The organism is Azospirillum sp. A29 (assembly GCF_042604625.1).
Lineage (GTDB): Bacteria > Pseudomonadota > Alphaproteobacteria > Azospirillales > Azospirillaceae > Azospirillum > Azospirillum palustre.
On record NZ_CP170466.1, the window covers coordinates 695,305 to 708,959 of the forward strand.

Annotated in this window: 12 protein-coding genes; 8 read left to right on the forward strand and 4 right to left on the reverse strand. The window is 68.8% G+C overall.

Annotation, left to right across the window (positions count from 1 at the left end; translation table 11 throughout):
- Nucleotides 1-298: 298 nt before the first annotated feature.
- Complete coding sequence (locus ABNQ38_RS18145; RefSeq protein ID WP_377809600.1) at nt 299-1,684, reverse strand: DUF3422 family protein; 1,386 nt, start codon at nt 1,682-1,684, stop codon at nt 299-301.
- Between the two features lie 253 nt (nt 1,685-1,937).
- Here ABNQ38_RS18145 and tldD point away from each other — a divergent pair, with 253 nt between their 5' ends.
- The 4 genes from tldD to ABNQ38_RS18165 all read left to right on the forward strand — a co-directional run bounded on the left by tldD (nt 1,938) and on the right by ABNQ38_RS18165 (nt 5,047).
- A complete protein-coding gene (tldD, locus tag ABNQ38_RS18150; RefSeq protein WP_174469714.1) occupies nt 1,938-3,371 on the forward strand; it encodes a metalloprotease TldD in 1,434 nt (477 codons plus the stop codon).
- A gap of 149 nt (nt 3,372-3,520) precedes the next feature.
- Nucleotides 3,521-4,081 carry a polymorphic toxin type 46 domain-containing protein gene (locus tag ABNQ38_RS18155; RefSeq protein ID WP_377809601.1) on the forward strand — a complete coding sequence of 187 codons (561 nt, stop codon included), beginning with the start codon at nt 3,521-3,523 and terminating at the stop codon, nt 4,079-4,081.
- 31 nt (nt 4,082-4,112) lie between these two features.
- Nucleotides 4,113-4,400 carry an immunity protein Tsi6 family protein gene (locus ABNQ38_RS18160; RefSeq protein WP_377809602.1) on the forward strand — a complete coding sequence of 96 codons (288 nt, stop codon included), beginning with the start codon at nt 4,113-4,115 and terminating at the stop codon, nt 4,398-4,400.
- A gap of 107 nt (nt 4,401-4,507) precedes the next feature.
- Complete coding sequence (locus tag ABNQ38_RS18165) at nt 4,508-5,047, forward strand: glycine cleavage system protein R (RefSeq protein ID WP_377809603.1); 540 nt, start codon at nt 4,508-4,510, stop codon at nt 5,045-5,047.
- Nucleotides 5,048-5,070: 23 nt separating this feature from the next.
- Here the strand turns inward: ABNQ38_RS18165 and ABNQ38_RS18170 are convergent, their stop codons facing one another.
- Nucleotides 5,071-5,634 (reverse strand): DUF1993 family protein, encoded by a 564-nt coding sequence (locus tag ABNQ38_RS18170; protein ID WP_377809604.1) that lies wholly within the window; start codon nt 5,632-5,634, stop codon nt 5,071-5,073.
- A 77-nt stretch (nt 5,635-5,711) separates the two neighbouring features.
- The gene (sugE, locus tag ABNQ38_RS18175; RefSeq protein ID WP_377809605.1) at nt 5,712-6,029 is read right to left on the reverse strand and encodes a quaternary ammonium compound efflux SMR transporter SugE; all 318 of its coding nucleotides are present in this window, start codon (nt 6,027-6,029) and stop codon (nt 5,712-5,714) included.
- A 224-nt stretch (nt 6,030-6,253) separates the two neighbouring features.
- Between sugE and ABNQ38_RS18180 the strand changes: the two genes are divergently transcribed.
- The 3 genes from ABNQ38_RS18180 to ABNQ38_RS18190 all read left to right on the forward strand — a co-directional run bounded on the left by ABNQ38_RS18180 (nt 6,254) and on the right by ABNQ38_RS18190 (nt 11,236).
- A complete protein-coding gene (locus tag ABNQ38_RS18180) occupies nt 6,254-6,577 on the forward strand; it encodes a succinate dehydrogenase assembly factor 2 (protein ID WP_377809606.1) in 324 nt (107 codons plus the stop codon).
- 62 nt (nt 6,578-6,639) lie between these two features.
- Complete coding sequence (gene mfd / locus ABNQ38_RS18185) at nt 6,640-10,281, forward strand: transcription-repair coupling factor (protein ID WP_377809607.1); 3,642 nt, start codon at nt 6,640-6,642, stop codon at nt 10,279-10,281.
- Nucleotides 10,282-10,753: 472 nt separating this feature from the next.
- On the forward strand, nt 10,754-11,236 hold the full coding sequence (locus tag ABNQ38_RS18190; RefSeq protein WP_377810095.1) for an ACT domain-containing protein: 483 nt from the start codon (nt 10,754-10,756) through the stop codon (nt 11,234-11,236).
- A gap of 63 nt (nt 11,237-11,299) precedes the next feature.
- Here the strand turns inward: ABNQ38_RS18190 and ABNQ38_RS18195 are convergent, their stop codons facing one another.
- Nucleotides 11,300-11,497: a hypothetical protein gene (locus ABNQ38_RS18195; protein WP_377809608.1), complete on the reverse strand. Its 198-nt coding sequence runs from the start codon at nt 11,495-11,497 to the stop codon at nt 11,300-11,302.
- A 194-nt stretch (nt 11,498-11,691) separates the two neighbouring features.
- On the opposite strand from ABNQ38_RS18195, the gene ABNQ38_RS18200 reads away from it, so the two are divergent.
- Nucleotides 11,692-13,623, forward strand: coding sequence for a di-heme-cytochrome C peroxidase (locus ABNQ38_RS18200; protein ID WP_377809609.1), 1,932 nt, complete (start codon nt 11,692-11,694; stop codon nt 13,621-13,623).
- Nucleotides 13,624-13,655: the final 32 nt, after the last annotated feature.

Genomic DNA, 13,655 nt, shown 5'->3' on the forward strand with positions numbered 1-13,655 from the left:
ATGAGCCGTGGGAACAAAGGTTGAGCGGAAACAGGGGGCATGCCATGCGGCATTCCGCCGCAGTCCGTTGGACCAGCTGATTTTCTCGGGATTGGCTTCGGGACTTGAATGCCAGCGCTCAGGCCACGGCACGCAGGATTGTTGCGGCGGCGGCGCGCGACTCAGGACGGGAGGATGGGCAAGGTCCGGGCGTCCCGCCAGATGCGCGAAGGTGATAGGCGGCGCAGACCCTGCCCCGCCCGGCTAAGAAGGGTCTGCGGCAACCGTCCACAGATCGGACAGGCGGCAAGCGCGCCGTTCAATGACCGCCGACCAGCACCTTGCGAATCCGCCGCACGCCCGACCAGACGAAGGCGATGACGATGGGGATCATCAGCCCGACCAGCATGTCCGGGTCGATCTTGAGGCCGAAGCCTTTCAAGCCCTTCGCTGCATAGCCGACGATGCCGACGAGGTAATAGCTGATCGCCACCACCGACAGCCCCTCGACCGTTTCCTGCAGGCGAAGCTGCAACTGCGCGCGGCGGTCCATCGACTGGAGCAGTTCGGCATTCTGCCCCTCCACCGCGATCTCGACGCGGGTGCGCAGCAGCGTGCTGGCCCGCGCGACGCGCTGCGACAGCGAATCGAGCCGTTCCTCCACCGCCTCGCAGGTGCGGATCGCCGGGGTCAGGCGGCGGTCCATGAACTCCTGGACGGTCTGCAACCCTTCGATCCGGATCTCGCGCAGCTCCTCGATTCGCCGCTCCACCAGCTCGTGATAGGCGCGGGCGGCACCGAATCGGTAGGCGGTCTCGGCGGCGATCTGCTCGGTCTGGGCCGCCAGCAGGGTCAGGCGGTCCAGCAGGTCGCGCTCGTCCTGCAAGCCGCGCAGGCTGGCGATGCGGGTGGTGACCTCGGACAGCCCGGCCTCGATCGGGCCGATTCGCGGCAGCACGCCGCGCGCCATCGGCAGGGCCAGCAGAGCCAGCACCCGGTAGGTCTCGATCTCCAGCAGGCGCTGGACGACGCGGCCGGTCTGGCGCGGCGTCATCGAATGGTCGGCGACCAGCATGCGGGAAAAGCCGTCGCCATGGATGCGGAAGTCGGTCCAGGCGGTGGCCGACCGGCCGGCGATGCGCGATCCGACATAGCTTTCCGAGCCGAACATCGCCGCCATCATGTTGGCCGAGGGCTCGGGCGTGTCGGGATCGAGCACCGCGACATGGATGCCGACCAGCAGTTCGCCCGGCAGCCCGGCCAGCCAGTCGCGCGGCAGGGCGTGCAGCGCCGGATCCACGAAGGGATCGACGACGGAGCCGGCCGGCATGGCGCTGGGGCGGAAGACCGTCCAGGTCGAAAACTCGGTGTGCCGCTCCCACTTCAGGTTGAAGCTGCCGAAGGAGGCGCTGTGGTGGGTGGCGCCCTGCGGTGGACGGACCACGCCGGCCCAGTCGCACAGCGCCTCCAGATGCCGGCGGTCGGCCTCCGCCGCCCCCTCGCCCGACAGCATCGCCAGCATGGTGGCGCGCACCGGGGCGGCCAGCGCCTCCGGCGGGCGGGCATGCACCTCGTTGGTGAGCGTCTGGCGCAGCGGATGGTCGCGCAGCGGACGCAGCCCGGCCATGGCGGAACCGCCTCCGGCTCCGGTCAGGCCGGCGCGGTTCAGGGTATCGGCTGTCGTCCGCGCCGCACCGTCGGTCATGATCCCCTCCGCCATCCCAGCACCGCCCCCCTGGCCGCCCTTTGGCCGCCCGCCGTCAGCTTACACAATCGGGCATCGGCGAACTTGCCGGATCGCGCCAGCGTCGCCACACTATAGTCTGTCCGTTAGAACACATCGTACGGTGCGGCGCGAGATCGCCCGCTATGACACTGTGTCCTACCATGGAACAAGGCCGCTACTCCCCTCGGGCCGGGCAGGCCGGGTTCCGCCCCATCACAGGTTCGGAGTTTTCATGAGCGCGCTTGCCGTCACCGACGATCTCTTCTTCAACCGCGCCGGCATGGACCGCGCCCGCGTGGAAGGCGTCGTGCAGGACGCCCTGCACAGTGCCGACGATGGGGAGCTCTACCTCGAATATGCCCAGAGCGAGTCGCTGGGCTGGGACGATGGGAAGCTGAAATCCGCCAGCTTCGACACCACCCAGGGCTTCGGCCTGCGCGCCATCGCCGGCGAGGCGACCGGCTACGCCCATGCCAGCAACCTGTCGGAAGAGGCGATCCGCCGCGCAGCCGCCACCGTGCGCGCCGTGCAGGCCGGCCACACCGGCACGCTGGCGGAGCCGCCGGCCGGCACCAACCGCGCGCTCTACATCCCCGACAACCCCCTGCACCTCGTCCCCTTCGAAGAGAAGGTGAAGCTGCTGGCCGACATCGACGCCTATGCCCGCGCCAAGGACGAGCGCGTCCGGCAGGTCAGCTGCTCGATCAGCGGCGAATGGCAGGCGGTGCAGATCATGCGCGCCGACGGCGTGCGCGTCGCCGACCTGCGTCCGCTGGTGCGCCTGAACGTCTCCGTCGTGGTGGCAGAGGGCGACCGGATGGAGACCGGCGGCTATGGCGGCGGCGGCCGCGTCACCTACGAACATTACATCCAGCCGGAAACCTGGCGCGGCTTCGTCGACGAGGCGCTGCGGCAGGCTCTCGTCAACCTGTCCTCCGTCCCCGCCCCGGCCGGCGAGATGACGGTGGTGCTGGGCAGCGGCTGGCCCGGCATCCTGCTGCACGAGGCCATCGGCCACGGGCTGGAGGGCGATTTCAACCGCAAGAAGACCTCCGCCTTCTCCGGCCTGCTGGGCCAGCGCATCGCCGCCCCTGGCGTCACCATCGTCGATGACGGCACCATCGAGAACTCGCGCGGCTCGATCAGCGTCGACGACGAGGGCACGCCCGGCCAGTGCACCACGCTGATCGAGGACGGCATCCTGGTCGGCTTCATGCAGGACCGCATGAACGCCCGGCTGATGGGTATGCGCCCGACCGGCAACGGCCGGCGCCAGAGCTTCGCCTATAACCCGATGCCGCGCATGACCAACACGGTGATGCGCAACGGCAACCACAGCCCGGACGAGATCATCGCCTCGGTCAAGAAGGGCATCTACGCCAAGAATTTCGGCGGCGGCCAGGTGGACATCACCAACGGCAAGTTCGTCTTCTCGGCCAGCGAGGCCTACCTGATCGAGGACGGCAAGCTGGGCCCGGCGGTGAAGGGCGCCACCCTGATCGGCAACGGCCCGGACAGCCTGACCAGGGTGTCGATGATCGGCAACGACAGCCGCCTCGACCCCGGCGTCGGCACCTGCGGCAAGGACGGCCAGGGCGTGCCGGTCGGCGTCGGCCAGCCGACGCTGAAGCTGGAAGGCCTGACGGTCGGCGGCACTGCCGCCTGACGCTGCGACTTCTGACATTGTCCGAGCCTTAACGAAGGGCCGGACCGCACAGGCGGTCCGGCCCTTTTCGTATTTCGGGCTTGGAGCCACCGATTGCATCGGTATCGTCATTCCGGAGTTTTTCAACTTTCCGGATTGGACGACCCTCGATGCTTTCATTTTCGCGCATTCCCAAAGCCGCGACGCTCGCTTTCGGGCTGACGCTGGCCGCCGCCCTTCCGGGCCATGCCCAGACCGCCCCGAGTGTCGAGCAGGTGACCGCCGCCAAGGCTCCCGGCGCCAGCGCCGATCAGTTGAACGCCCGCGTCGTGGTGGCGAGCTATTTCTATGCCTCCACCGACCTCACCTCCGCCCGCTATTCGGATGATTCCAAGGGAATCGATTTCTCCAAGCCGCTGGAGGTGATCGACGTCGCCGCCGGCACCGGCTGGTACCAGTTTGTCCGCACCGGCTACGACAGCGTCCGCTTCGGCAACTTCTTCTCCCCCGCGGTGACGGCGACGCCCGACTGCCTCGGCATCTCCGGCGCCGGCCGGGCCGAATACAAGGCGGTCCTGCCCGCCGGCCAGGGGCTGAAATCCGTTGCCGCCCCCATCGTCGACAGCTGGACCACCCCGGGCACCAGCGTGCAGACCGCGGGCGGCTGCGCCCAGGTCGTGGTGCCGAACAACGTGAAGGCGGGCGTCACCAGCGGCGGTCCGGTACAGTAACCCCTGCCCCTATCGCAACCGGAGTCCCGCCATGTCCGACATCGCCACCGCCGACGAATTGCGCCGCCGCATCGCGCAGGCCCAGGCCGGGGTTGCGGCACTGGCACGGCGGGAACCGGAAAACAGCTGGCTGAGCAGCGTCCAGCGCCAGCTCGACTATGTGGACGGGGCGGCGCGGGATGGGGCCAAGCGGCTCGACCGCGCCGACGAGCTGAATTTCGGCCTGCTCGCCTCCCACTATGTCGACGATGCCGACCCGGCGCTGGCGGCGGAGCTTCACGCCATCAGCGCCGCGACCCGCCGGCTGTTCGGATTCTGAGCGCCATTTTGTGCTGGCGTTCCCGGCACCCCGCTTCGATGATCGCCCTTCCGGACGGCACGGCCGAACCCGTGCCCGTCGAAGAAAAGCAAAACGGGAGATGTGCGATGGCGACGGAATCGACCGCTGGGCTGGCCCTGGTTTCCACCTTCTGCCCCGACCGGGTCGGGCTGGTGTCCGGCATCACCAGTCACCTGTTCGAACAGGGCATCAACCTGCGCGACGCCACCTTCGCCTCGCTGGGCAGCGGGGCCGAATTCTCCGCCGTCTGTGAACTGCCCGCCGGCCTGACGGTGGCGGAGGTCCAGGCCAGCCTGTCGTCCCTGCCCGTCCTGGCCGGCGCCGAGGTGAAGGTCACCCCTTTCGCCTTCGATCCCCAGCCGGGTCCGCAGGCGATGGTCACCCACCGCGTCGAGGTGTCGGGCGGCGACCAGCCCGGCCTCGTCGCCCGCCTGTCGGAGATCTTCACCCAGTTCGACGCCAACATCGTGCGTCTGGACGCGCAGACCCTGCCCGACCGCGCCGGCGAGCGCTATGTCCTGCGCTTCTCGGTTTCGATCCCGGCGGAACGGGCGGAGGTCTGCCTGTCGGCGGTGGCCAACACCGCGGAAACGCTGGGGCTGACCTGCCGGGCGGAGGCGCTGTAACGGCATCTCCCGGCTGGCGGCCCTTATGCCGCCGGCGCCGGGCCCGGCCGCAGGTAGGCGAACATGTGGGCCACGTAGTCGGCCTTGCCGATCTCGATCCCCTGGTTCCGCAGGATCGCGTAGGCCGTGATAACGTGGAAATAGAACTGCGGCAGCGCCCAGTCGCGGGCGTACTGCTCGCCGGTCATGTCGAAGGCAATGCCGCCCGGCAGATCAAGGGCGATCGGCAGGGCACTGCCGGCATCCAGGGCATCGTCGGCCAGCCCGTCGAGACGGGACAGGGCCTCGCCGATCCGAACGCGCGCATCGGCGAGCGATCCGGGGCTATCGCCGGCACTGCGCCCTTCGGCTGCCACCACCTCGAGCGACGGCGGGATGGCCTCGCCACGCAGGCGGAACGTCGCCTCCTGGGCCTGGTAGGCGGCGAAGCGCAGTTGGGAGGCCAACGGGAACATGTCCGGGGCCAGACGGGCCGACAGCAAGCGCTCGGCCCGCTCCGGCGCCTGCTGTTCGGCCTTGTCCAGCAACCCGGCGAGCGTCCGCAGCATGTTCCTGTAGGTGGGCACGAGAAGGCTGGTCAGCGACATGGGAAACCTCCGGGAATGGCTGGCCCAGCTATAGCCAGATCCCGTGGCGGTGGCCAGATGCCGCCCCCCGCCGCTCCTCAGCCGTGCAGCAGCTTCAACCCGATGATCCCGCCGACGATTGCCGCGATGCACAGCAGCCGCAGCGCGCCGGCGGGTTCGCCGAACAGCATCATGCCGAGCAGGGCGGTGCCGACCGTGCCGATCCCGGTCCACACCGCATAGGCGGTGCCGAGCGGCAGGGTCTTCAGCGCCGCCCCCAGCAGCAGGATGCTTGCCAGCATCGCCGCCGCGGTGAGCACGCTGGGGACCAGACGGGTGAAGCCTTCGGTGTATTTCAGGCCAATGGCCCAACCGATTTCGAAAAGACCGGCGAAGAACAGCGTGACCCACGCCATGACGGTACCTCCGTCCTGGAATGGCGGGGTCGTCCCCACCCGGTTTGCCACTGCAATCGGCGGGGTCGTCCCCGCGGGCCAGACCGCAGATAGGACAGCCCACCCATCAGGTCAAGACGGGCGGCGAATGTTGCATCGCCACGCCGGCCCGTGCAGGATGGGGTTCCTGAATGGTTCCCCCCTTCGCCGCTGGTGGCGCTGGGGGCTTTCGACGTTGGACAGCAATGACCGAAAACGGCCCCCACACGGCTTCCAAGGCACCGGCTCCCGAGAAGGCCGAATCGCTTGAAAACCGGCGCAAGCGGCTGCGCTTCCGCTCCTGGCACCGCGGCACGCGCGAAATGGATTTGCTGATGGGCAGCTTCGCCGACGCCCATGTCGGCGACTTCGACCACGCCATGCTCGACCGCTTCGAAGCGTTGCTGGAGCTTGGCGATCCCGACCTCTACGACTGGATGTCGGGGCGCGAGCCGGTCCCGGCGGAGCATGACTCCGATGTGATGCGCCTGTTGACGGCGTTCCGTTACACACCACGTCAAGGCTCCTGACGGAGCCGGGTCAAGGCTCCCGACGTTTCCAGACCGTCCCCGTATCTCCGAGGCATCCTCCTTTGGTCAGTTTCGATCTCCAGCCCGGCCGCGCCGGCCGACTCCTGATCGGCGGCGCGCCCGAGGGTCATGACGCCCGCATCCTGGCGGAGCTTGCGCAGAAGGCCGGCGGCTATGGCCTGCTGCATGTGGCGCTGGACGACACGCGCTGCGCCCTGCTGGCGGAGGCGCTGGCCTTCTTCGCGCCGAAGCTGGAGGTTCTGACCTTCCCGGCCTGGGACTGCCTGCCCTATGACCGGGTGTCGCCGAACGGCGGCATCGTCGCCCGGCGCATCGACACGCTGACGCGCCTGATCGCCCGGCGCGACGCGGCGGCGAATCGCGACGGTCTGACGCCGCTGATCGTGCTGACCACGGTCAACGCCGTGGTGCAGAAGGTTCCGCCGCGCAGCGCCTTCAAGAACGCGGTGTTCTCGGCCAAACTGCGCGACCGGATCGACCTGGAGAAGCTGCAACGCTACCTCGCCGGCAACGGCTACACCCGCGCCCAGACGGTGCGGGAGCCCGGCGAGTTCGCCGTGCGCGGCGGCATCGTCGACCTGTTCCCGCCCGGCACCGAGGAGCCGCTGCGCCTCGACCTGTTCGGTGACGAGCTGGAGGGCGTGCGCGCCTTCGATCCGATGACCCAGCGCACCACCGACAAGCGCGACAGCGTCGAGCTGAAGCCGATGTCGGAAGTCTTCCTCGACGAGGCGGGGATCGCCCGTTTCCGCTCCGGCTACCGCGAGCTGTTCGGCGCGGTGACCGACGACGACCCGCTCTATGAGGCGATCTCCGCCGGGCGCAGCTATGGCGGCATGGAGCATTGGCTGCCGCTGTTCCATGAGAGCATGGACACGGTGCTGGACTATCTGCCGCGCGGCATCGTCAGCCTGGACCATCAGGCCAACGAGGCGCGCGACGCCCGCATCGCCCAGGTGGTGGATTTCCACGCCTCGCGCGACGGCATGATGACCATCGAGAAGCGGGCGGGCTCCCCGGTCTACAAGCCGGTGCCGGTCGCCTCGATGTTCATCGACGCCGCCGGCTGGGATGCGTTGCTGGCCGAGCGCGCGGTGGCGCAGCTCCAGATTTTCTCGACGCCCCCCGGCATCAAGGGAACGGTCGATGCCGGCGGCAAGCGCGGCCATGACTTCGCCGAGGAGCGCAACCGCCCCGACGTGAACGTCTTCGACGCGGTGAAGGACCACATCCGGGCGCTGCGCGCCGACGGGCGCCGCGTGCTGATCGCCGGCTATTCCGCCGGCTCGCGCGACCGCCTGTCCAACGTGCTGGCCGACCACGGCATCCCCGGCCTGGAGCCGGCGGAGCACATGGAGGATGTCCGCCGCTTCGACCGCGGCATCATCGGCACCATCGTGCTGGGGATGGAGCACGGCTTCATTTCCGCCGACCTCGCCGTCATCACCGAGCAGGACATACTGGGCGACCGTCTGGTCCGCCCGCAGAAGAAGAAGCGCAAGGCCGCCAACTTCATCGCCGAGCATTCGGCCCTGCATGAGGGCGACATCGTCGTCCATATGGACCACGGCATCGGCCGCTACGATGGGCTGGAGACGCTGGACGTCACCGGCGCGCCGCACGACTGCCTGCGCCTGATCTACGAGGGCGGCGACAAGCTGTATGTCCCGGTCGAGAACATCGAGGTGCTGTCGCGCTACGGCTCCGAGGACGCCAATGTCCAGCTCGACAAGCTGGGCGGCGCCGGCTGGCAGGGCCGCAAGGCCAGGGTCAAGAAGCGCCTGAAGGACATGGCGGAAGCCCTGCTGAAGATCGCGGCCGAACGGATGCTGAAGAAGGCCGATCCGGTGCTGACCCCGGAGGGCGTCTATCAGGAGTTCGCCGCCCGCTTCCCCTACCCCGAGACCGACGACCAGCTGAAGGCCATCGAGGACATCTTCACCGATCTCGGCAGCGGCCGGCCGATGGACCGTCTGGTCTGCGGCGACGTCGGCTTCGGCAAGACCGAGGTTGCGCTGCGCGCCGCCTTCATGGTGGCGATGAGCGGCAAGCAGGTCGCCGTCGTGGTGCCGACCACCCTGCTCGCCCGCCAGCATTTCCGCACCTTCTCGACCCGCTTCAACGGGCTGCCGGTGCGCGTCGTGCAGCTGTCGCGCATGGTCACCGCGCGCGAACAGACGCTGGTCAAGAAGGAGCTGGCGGAGGGCACGGCCGACATCGTCGTCGGCACCCATGCCCTGCTCGCCAAGGGGCTCGACTTCAAGCGGCTCGGCATGGTCATCGTCGACGAGGAGCAGCATTTCGGCGTGAAGCAGAAGGAGCGGCTGAAGGAGTTGCGCGCCGACATCCATGTGCTGACGCTGACCGCCACGCCGATCCCGCGCACGCTCCAGATGGCGCTGTCCGGCGTGCGCGAGCTGTCGCTGATCGCGACGCCGCCGGTCGACCGGCTGGCGGTGCGCACCTTCGTCCTGCCCTACGATCCGGTGGTGATCCGCGAGGCGATCCTGCGCGAGCATTACCGCGGCGGCCAGTCCTTCTATGTCTGCCCGCGCGTCGAGGATCTGGCGAAGGTGGCCGAGCGGGTGCGCGAGCTGGTGCCGGAGGTCAAGGTCGTCACCGCCCACGGCCAGATGCCGGCCAGCGAGCTGGAAGACGTGATGACCGCCTTCGACGAGGGCAAGTTCGAGGTGCTGCTCGCCACCAACATCATCGAAAGCGGCCTGGACATTCCCAACGCCAACACGCTGATCGTCCACCGCGCCGACCTGTTCGGGCTGGCCCAGCTCTACCAGATCCGCGGCCGCGTCGGCCGGTCGAAGAAGCGCGGTTACGCCTATCTGACCTATGCCCCGAACAAGCCGCTGAGCGGCACCGCCCAGCAGCGCCTGCACGTCATCGAAACGCTGGACAGCCTGGGCGCCGGCTTCCAGCTCGCCAGCCACGACATGGACATCCGCGGCGCCGGCAACCTGCTGGGCGAGGAGCAGTCGGGTCAGGTGCGCGAGGTCGGCGTCGAGCTTTACCAGCAGATGCTGGAGGAGGCCGTCGCCAGCGCGCGGGCCTCGATGCAGGAGGGCGCGGTCGCCGCCGCGGCGGCGCAGGAATGGGTGCCGCAGATCAACCTGGGCACGCCGGTGCTGATCCCGGAAAGCTACGTCCCCGACCTGACGGTGCGGCTGTCGCTCTACCGCCGCATCGCCGATCTGGTCGACCGGGCGGAGGTGGACGGCTTCGCCGCCGAGCTGATCGACCGCTTCGGCAAGCTGCCGGAGGAGGTCGAGAACCTGCTCGACGTCGTCACCATCAAGCGCTGGTGCAAACAGGCCAACATCGACCGCGTCGATGCCGGGCCGAAGGGGCTGGTGCTGGCCTTCCACGACAATTTCTATGCCGAGCCCGCCAAGCTGCTGACCTACATCGCCCAGCACCTGACGCTGATGAAGCTGCGGCCCGACCACAAGCTGGTCTATATCCGCGAATGGCCCGATCCGCAGGCCCGCGTGCGCAGCGTGCAGAAGCTGGTCAAGGATCTGGCGGAGATGGCGTCAGGCGGCGGCGTGCCGCGCGGCGAGACCCCGCCGCCGCCCCCTCCCCCACCGCCGCCGAAGCCGACCGGGGCCAAGATCGCCTCGCGGTTCGGCGCGCCGTCGCGCTTCGGCCGTCCGACCGGGCGGCGCTGAGATGGATGAACTGATCCGCAACGCGTCGCTGGCCCGCCGTCTGGCCATCGGCGACCGGCGTGCGATGGGCGACGCCCCGTCCGTCGCCGACGAGGTGTCGGCCGACCGCGGCAAGCTGGCGGAGCTGGTCGGCTGCCTGTTCGACCGCAACGCCAGCGTGCGCATGCGCGCCGCCGACGCGCTGGAACGGGTGTCGCGCGGCAATGCCGGCTGGCTCGACCCCTATGTCGAGCATCTGCTGACCGATGCCGTCGCCATCGAGCAGGCGGAGGTGCGCTGGCACATCGCCCAGATCGTGCCGCGCCTGACGATGACGGAGGAGCAGCGCCACCGCGCCGCCGTCCTGCTGGCCGACTGGTTCGAGAACAGCCCCAGCCGCATCGTCCAGACCAGCGCGTTGCAGGCGGTGGTCGATCTGGCCGAATCGGATGCCGGGCTGCGCGCAACCTCGGCGGAGATGCTGGGCCGCGCCATGCGCTCCGGCGTGCCGTCTCTGGCCGCCCGCGCCCGCCGCATCCTGAAACCCTTCGAGGTGGACGAGGCGACGCTGACCGCCGCGCTGGTGCGGGAGCAGACCGGTCTGACCCTGTCGATCCTGCCCGACCGTCTGGCGGTGGCACAGCTGCCGCCGGGCAGCGGCCTGCCGGACTGGCTCGACTGGACCGACCCGCTGGTCGGCGCCACCCGCACGGGGGAGGAACTGTCGATCCTCTGCCGGGAGGAGCGCGTGCCCGAGGGGGTGAAGGCCGAGCGCGGCTGGCGCGCCTTCCGGGTGGAGGGTGTGGTCGATTTCAGCCTGTTCGGCATCCTGGCCCGCATCGCCGTGCCGCTGGCCCAGGCCCATCTACCGATCTTCGCGATCTCCACCTACAACACCGACTATGTGCTGGTCCGCGCCGACGATCTGGACAAGGCGGCGGACGTGCTGGCGCTGACCTGCACGGTGAAGCGGTAGGACGGGATTGCCCTCCCCCGCCCCGGACCGGCCTTCGGTTGGCCGGGGGCGGGTGACGGTCGATCAGGCGCCGCCGCCCTCCCGCTGGCTTTGCTCGGCGATCTCCTCGCGCTCGCCCATCTCTTCCCACTTCTTCTGGACAGGCTTGTCGGGGTCGCCGGCCGCTTTGCCGGTGCGATCAACGAGCTTGTCCTCGATCCGCTGGGCGGCGTCGGACGGGGCGTCGGAGGTGCGGGAAGCGGGGCGGTCTTCGGTGGCCATGGCGGCAGTCTCCGGATTTTTGCTGAACCCACGAACGGTTCCGACCTGATAACCACGCGCCCTGCCCGCCGGTTCCGGCCGGTTTCAAAAATTGCATGTAGAAAAGAAATACAATTTTTCTGTTGCCCGGGCTTATTTATCACAGCGACAGTGGGGTCATTGACCATCAACCCCCGCGCGTGAAGGTTTCGCCCATGAATGCGTCTCGCCTGTCGATTGTGGCGGCGGCCGGCCTGCTGCCGCTGACTTTGCTCGGCGCCTGTACGCCGGCCCTGCCGACACCGACCCCCGTTAAGGAAGCGGTCTGGCTCGACCAGAACTGGAAGCCCGGCGAGCGCTATTGGTACCACCACGCCAGCCAGGGCACCTCGACCTTCCCGATCTCCTATTCCTGGTTCATGGCGCTGGAGCAGCCGGACATCCGGGTCTTCGGCGAGCCCAAGATGCTGGCGGACGAATCGTACCTGCAACGATTCGGCTTCATCCCCAGCCCGAAGCGGCTGGGCGGCGGCACGGCGCGGGATTACGGCTACGGGGCGGAACCCGGCTCGGCCAAGGCGGTGCTGGCCGCCTACAACCAGTCGGAGGACGAGGTCAACCCGGACGGCCTGCCGGTCGGCTTCGCCCGCACCAAGGGCTATGTCGACCCGACGACCGGCACGCCGCTGCCCGACCAGATCGGCCTGACCTGCGCCGCCTGCCACACCGGCCATATCGAGTATAACGAGGTCAGCCTGCGCATCGACGGCGCGCCGGCCGTCATCAACCTCGATGCGCTGACGGCGGCGCTCGGCTATTCGCTGGCCTACACCAAGGTCCTGCCCGGCCGGTTCGACCGCTTCGCCGACCGCGTGCTCGGCCCGAACCGCACCGCCGAACAGACGGCCGCCCTGCGCGAGCAGTTCGAGCAGACGCTGACCACCCTGGAAGCCCTGGCGAAGCGCGGCGCGGCGCAGAGCGGCAATCCGGCGGTCGTCGAAGGCTTCAACCGCCTGGACGCGCTGACCCGCATCGGCAACACCGTCTTCACCAACGACCTGCTGAACGGCAAGGTGGAGTTCGACCCCTTCACCAACGTCGCCGCCATCACGGCGCCGGTGAAATATCCGCACATCTGGAACGCCTCTTGGTTCGACTGGGTGCAGTACGACGCCTCGATCATGCAGCCGATGGTGCGCAACGCCGGCGAGGCGATGGGCGTGGCGGCGCGGGTGAACCTGTCGAATCCGGACCGCAAGCTCTATGCCTCCTCCGTTCCGGTCGACACCCTCTACAGGATGGAACAGCTGCTGGCCGGTCCCAACCCGCGGGCCCGTAAGCCGGACGGCAGCATGACCGGCTTCCAGGGGCTGACCGCGCCGAAATGGCCGCAAGCCGTGCTGGGCACCGTCGATGAGGCCAAGCGGACGCGCGGCGCCGGCCTGTACCAGGAGCTGTGCCAGGGCTGCCACCTTCCGCCGGTCGACACCCCGGCCTTCTGGGACGCGAAATACTGGACCAAGCCGAACGCCGCCAAGCAGAGCTACCTGAAGGTCACGCCGATCAATGTCGGCACCGATCCGGCCCAGGCCAACATTTTGCAGACCCGGACGGTGCAGTTGCCCGCCTTCCTGAAGGTCGATCCCGCCAGCCTGTGCAACGGCAAGCCGGGCGAGCCGGTCACCAAGACCAGCTTCGCGGCGGCGCTGGGCTATGTCGTCCAGAAGACGGCCGAGACCGCCTATGACGAGAACAAGGTCCCGCCCGCCAAGCGGGAGGAGATGAACGGCTTCCGTCCGAACTGCCTGCAGGCGGAAGGCGGCTACAAGGCCCGTCCGCTGGATGGCATCTGGGCCGCCGGCCCCTACCTGCACAACGGCTCGGTCCCCACGCTCTACGACCTGCTGTCGCCGCTGGCAGAGCGGCCGAAAAGCTTCTGCCTCGGCCTGCGCAGCTTCGATCCGGTGAAGGTCGGCTACCGGACCGACTGCGCCGACGGCACCTTCACGCTGGACACCAAGATTCCCGGCAACACCAATGTCGGGCACCAGTTCGTCGGTTCCGGTGTCGCCGGCAGCGGCATCATCGGCCGTGGTCTGTCCGAGCAGGAGCGCTGGGATCTGGTGGAATATCTGAAAACGCTGTAACGCCTGTTGCCCGCCGGCCCGGCCCCGCGACC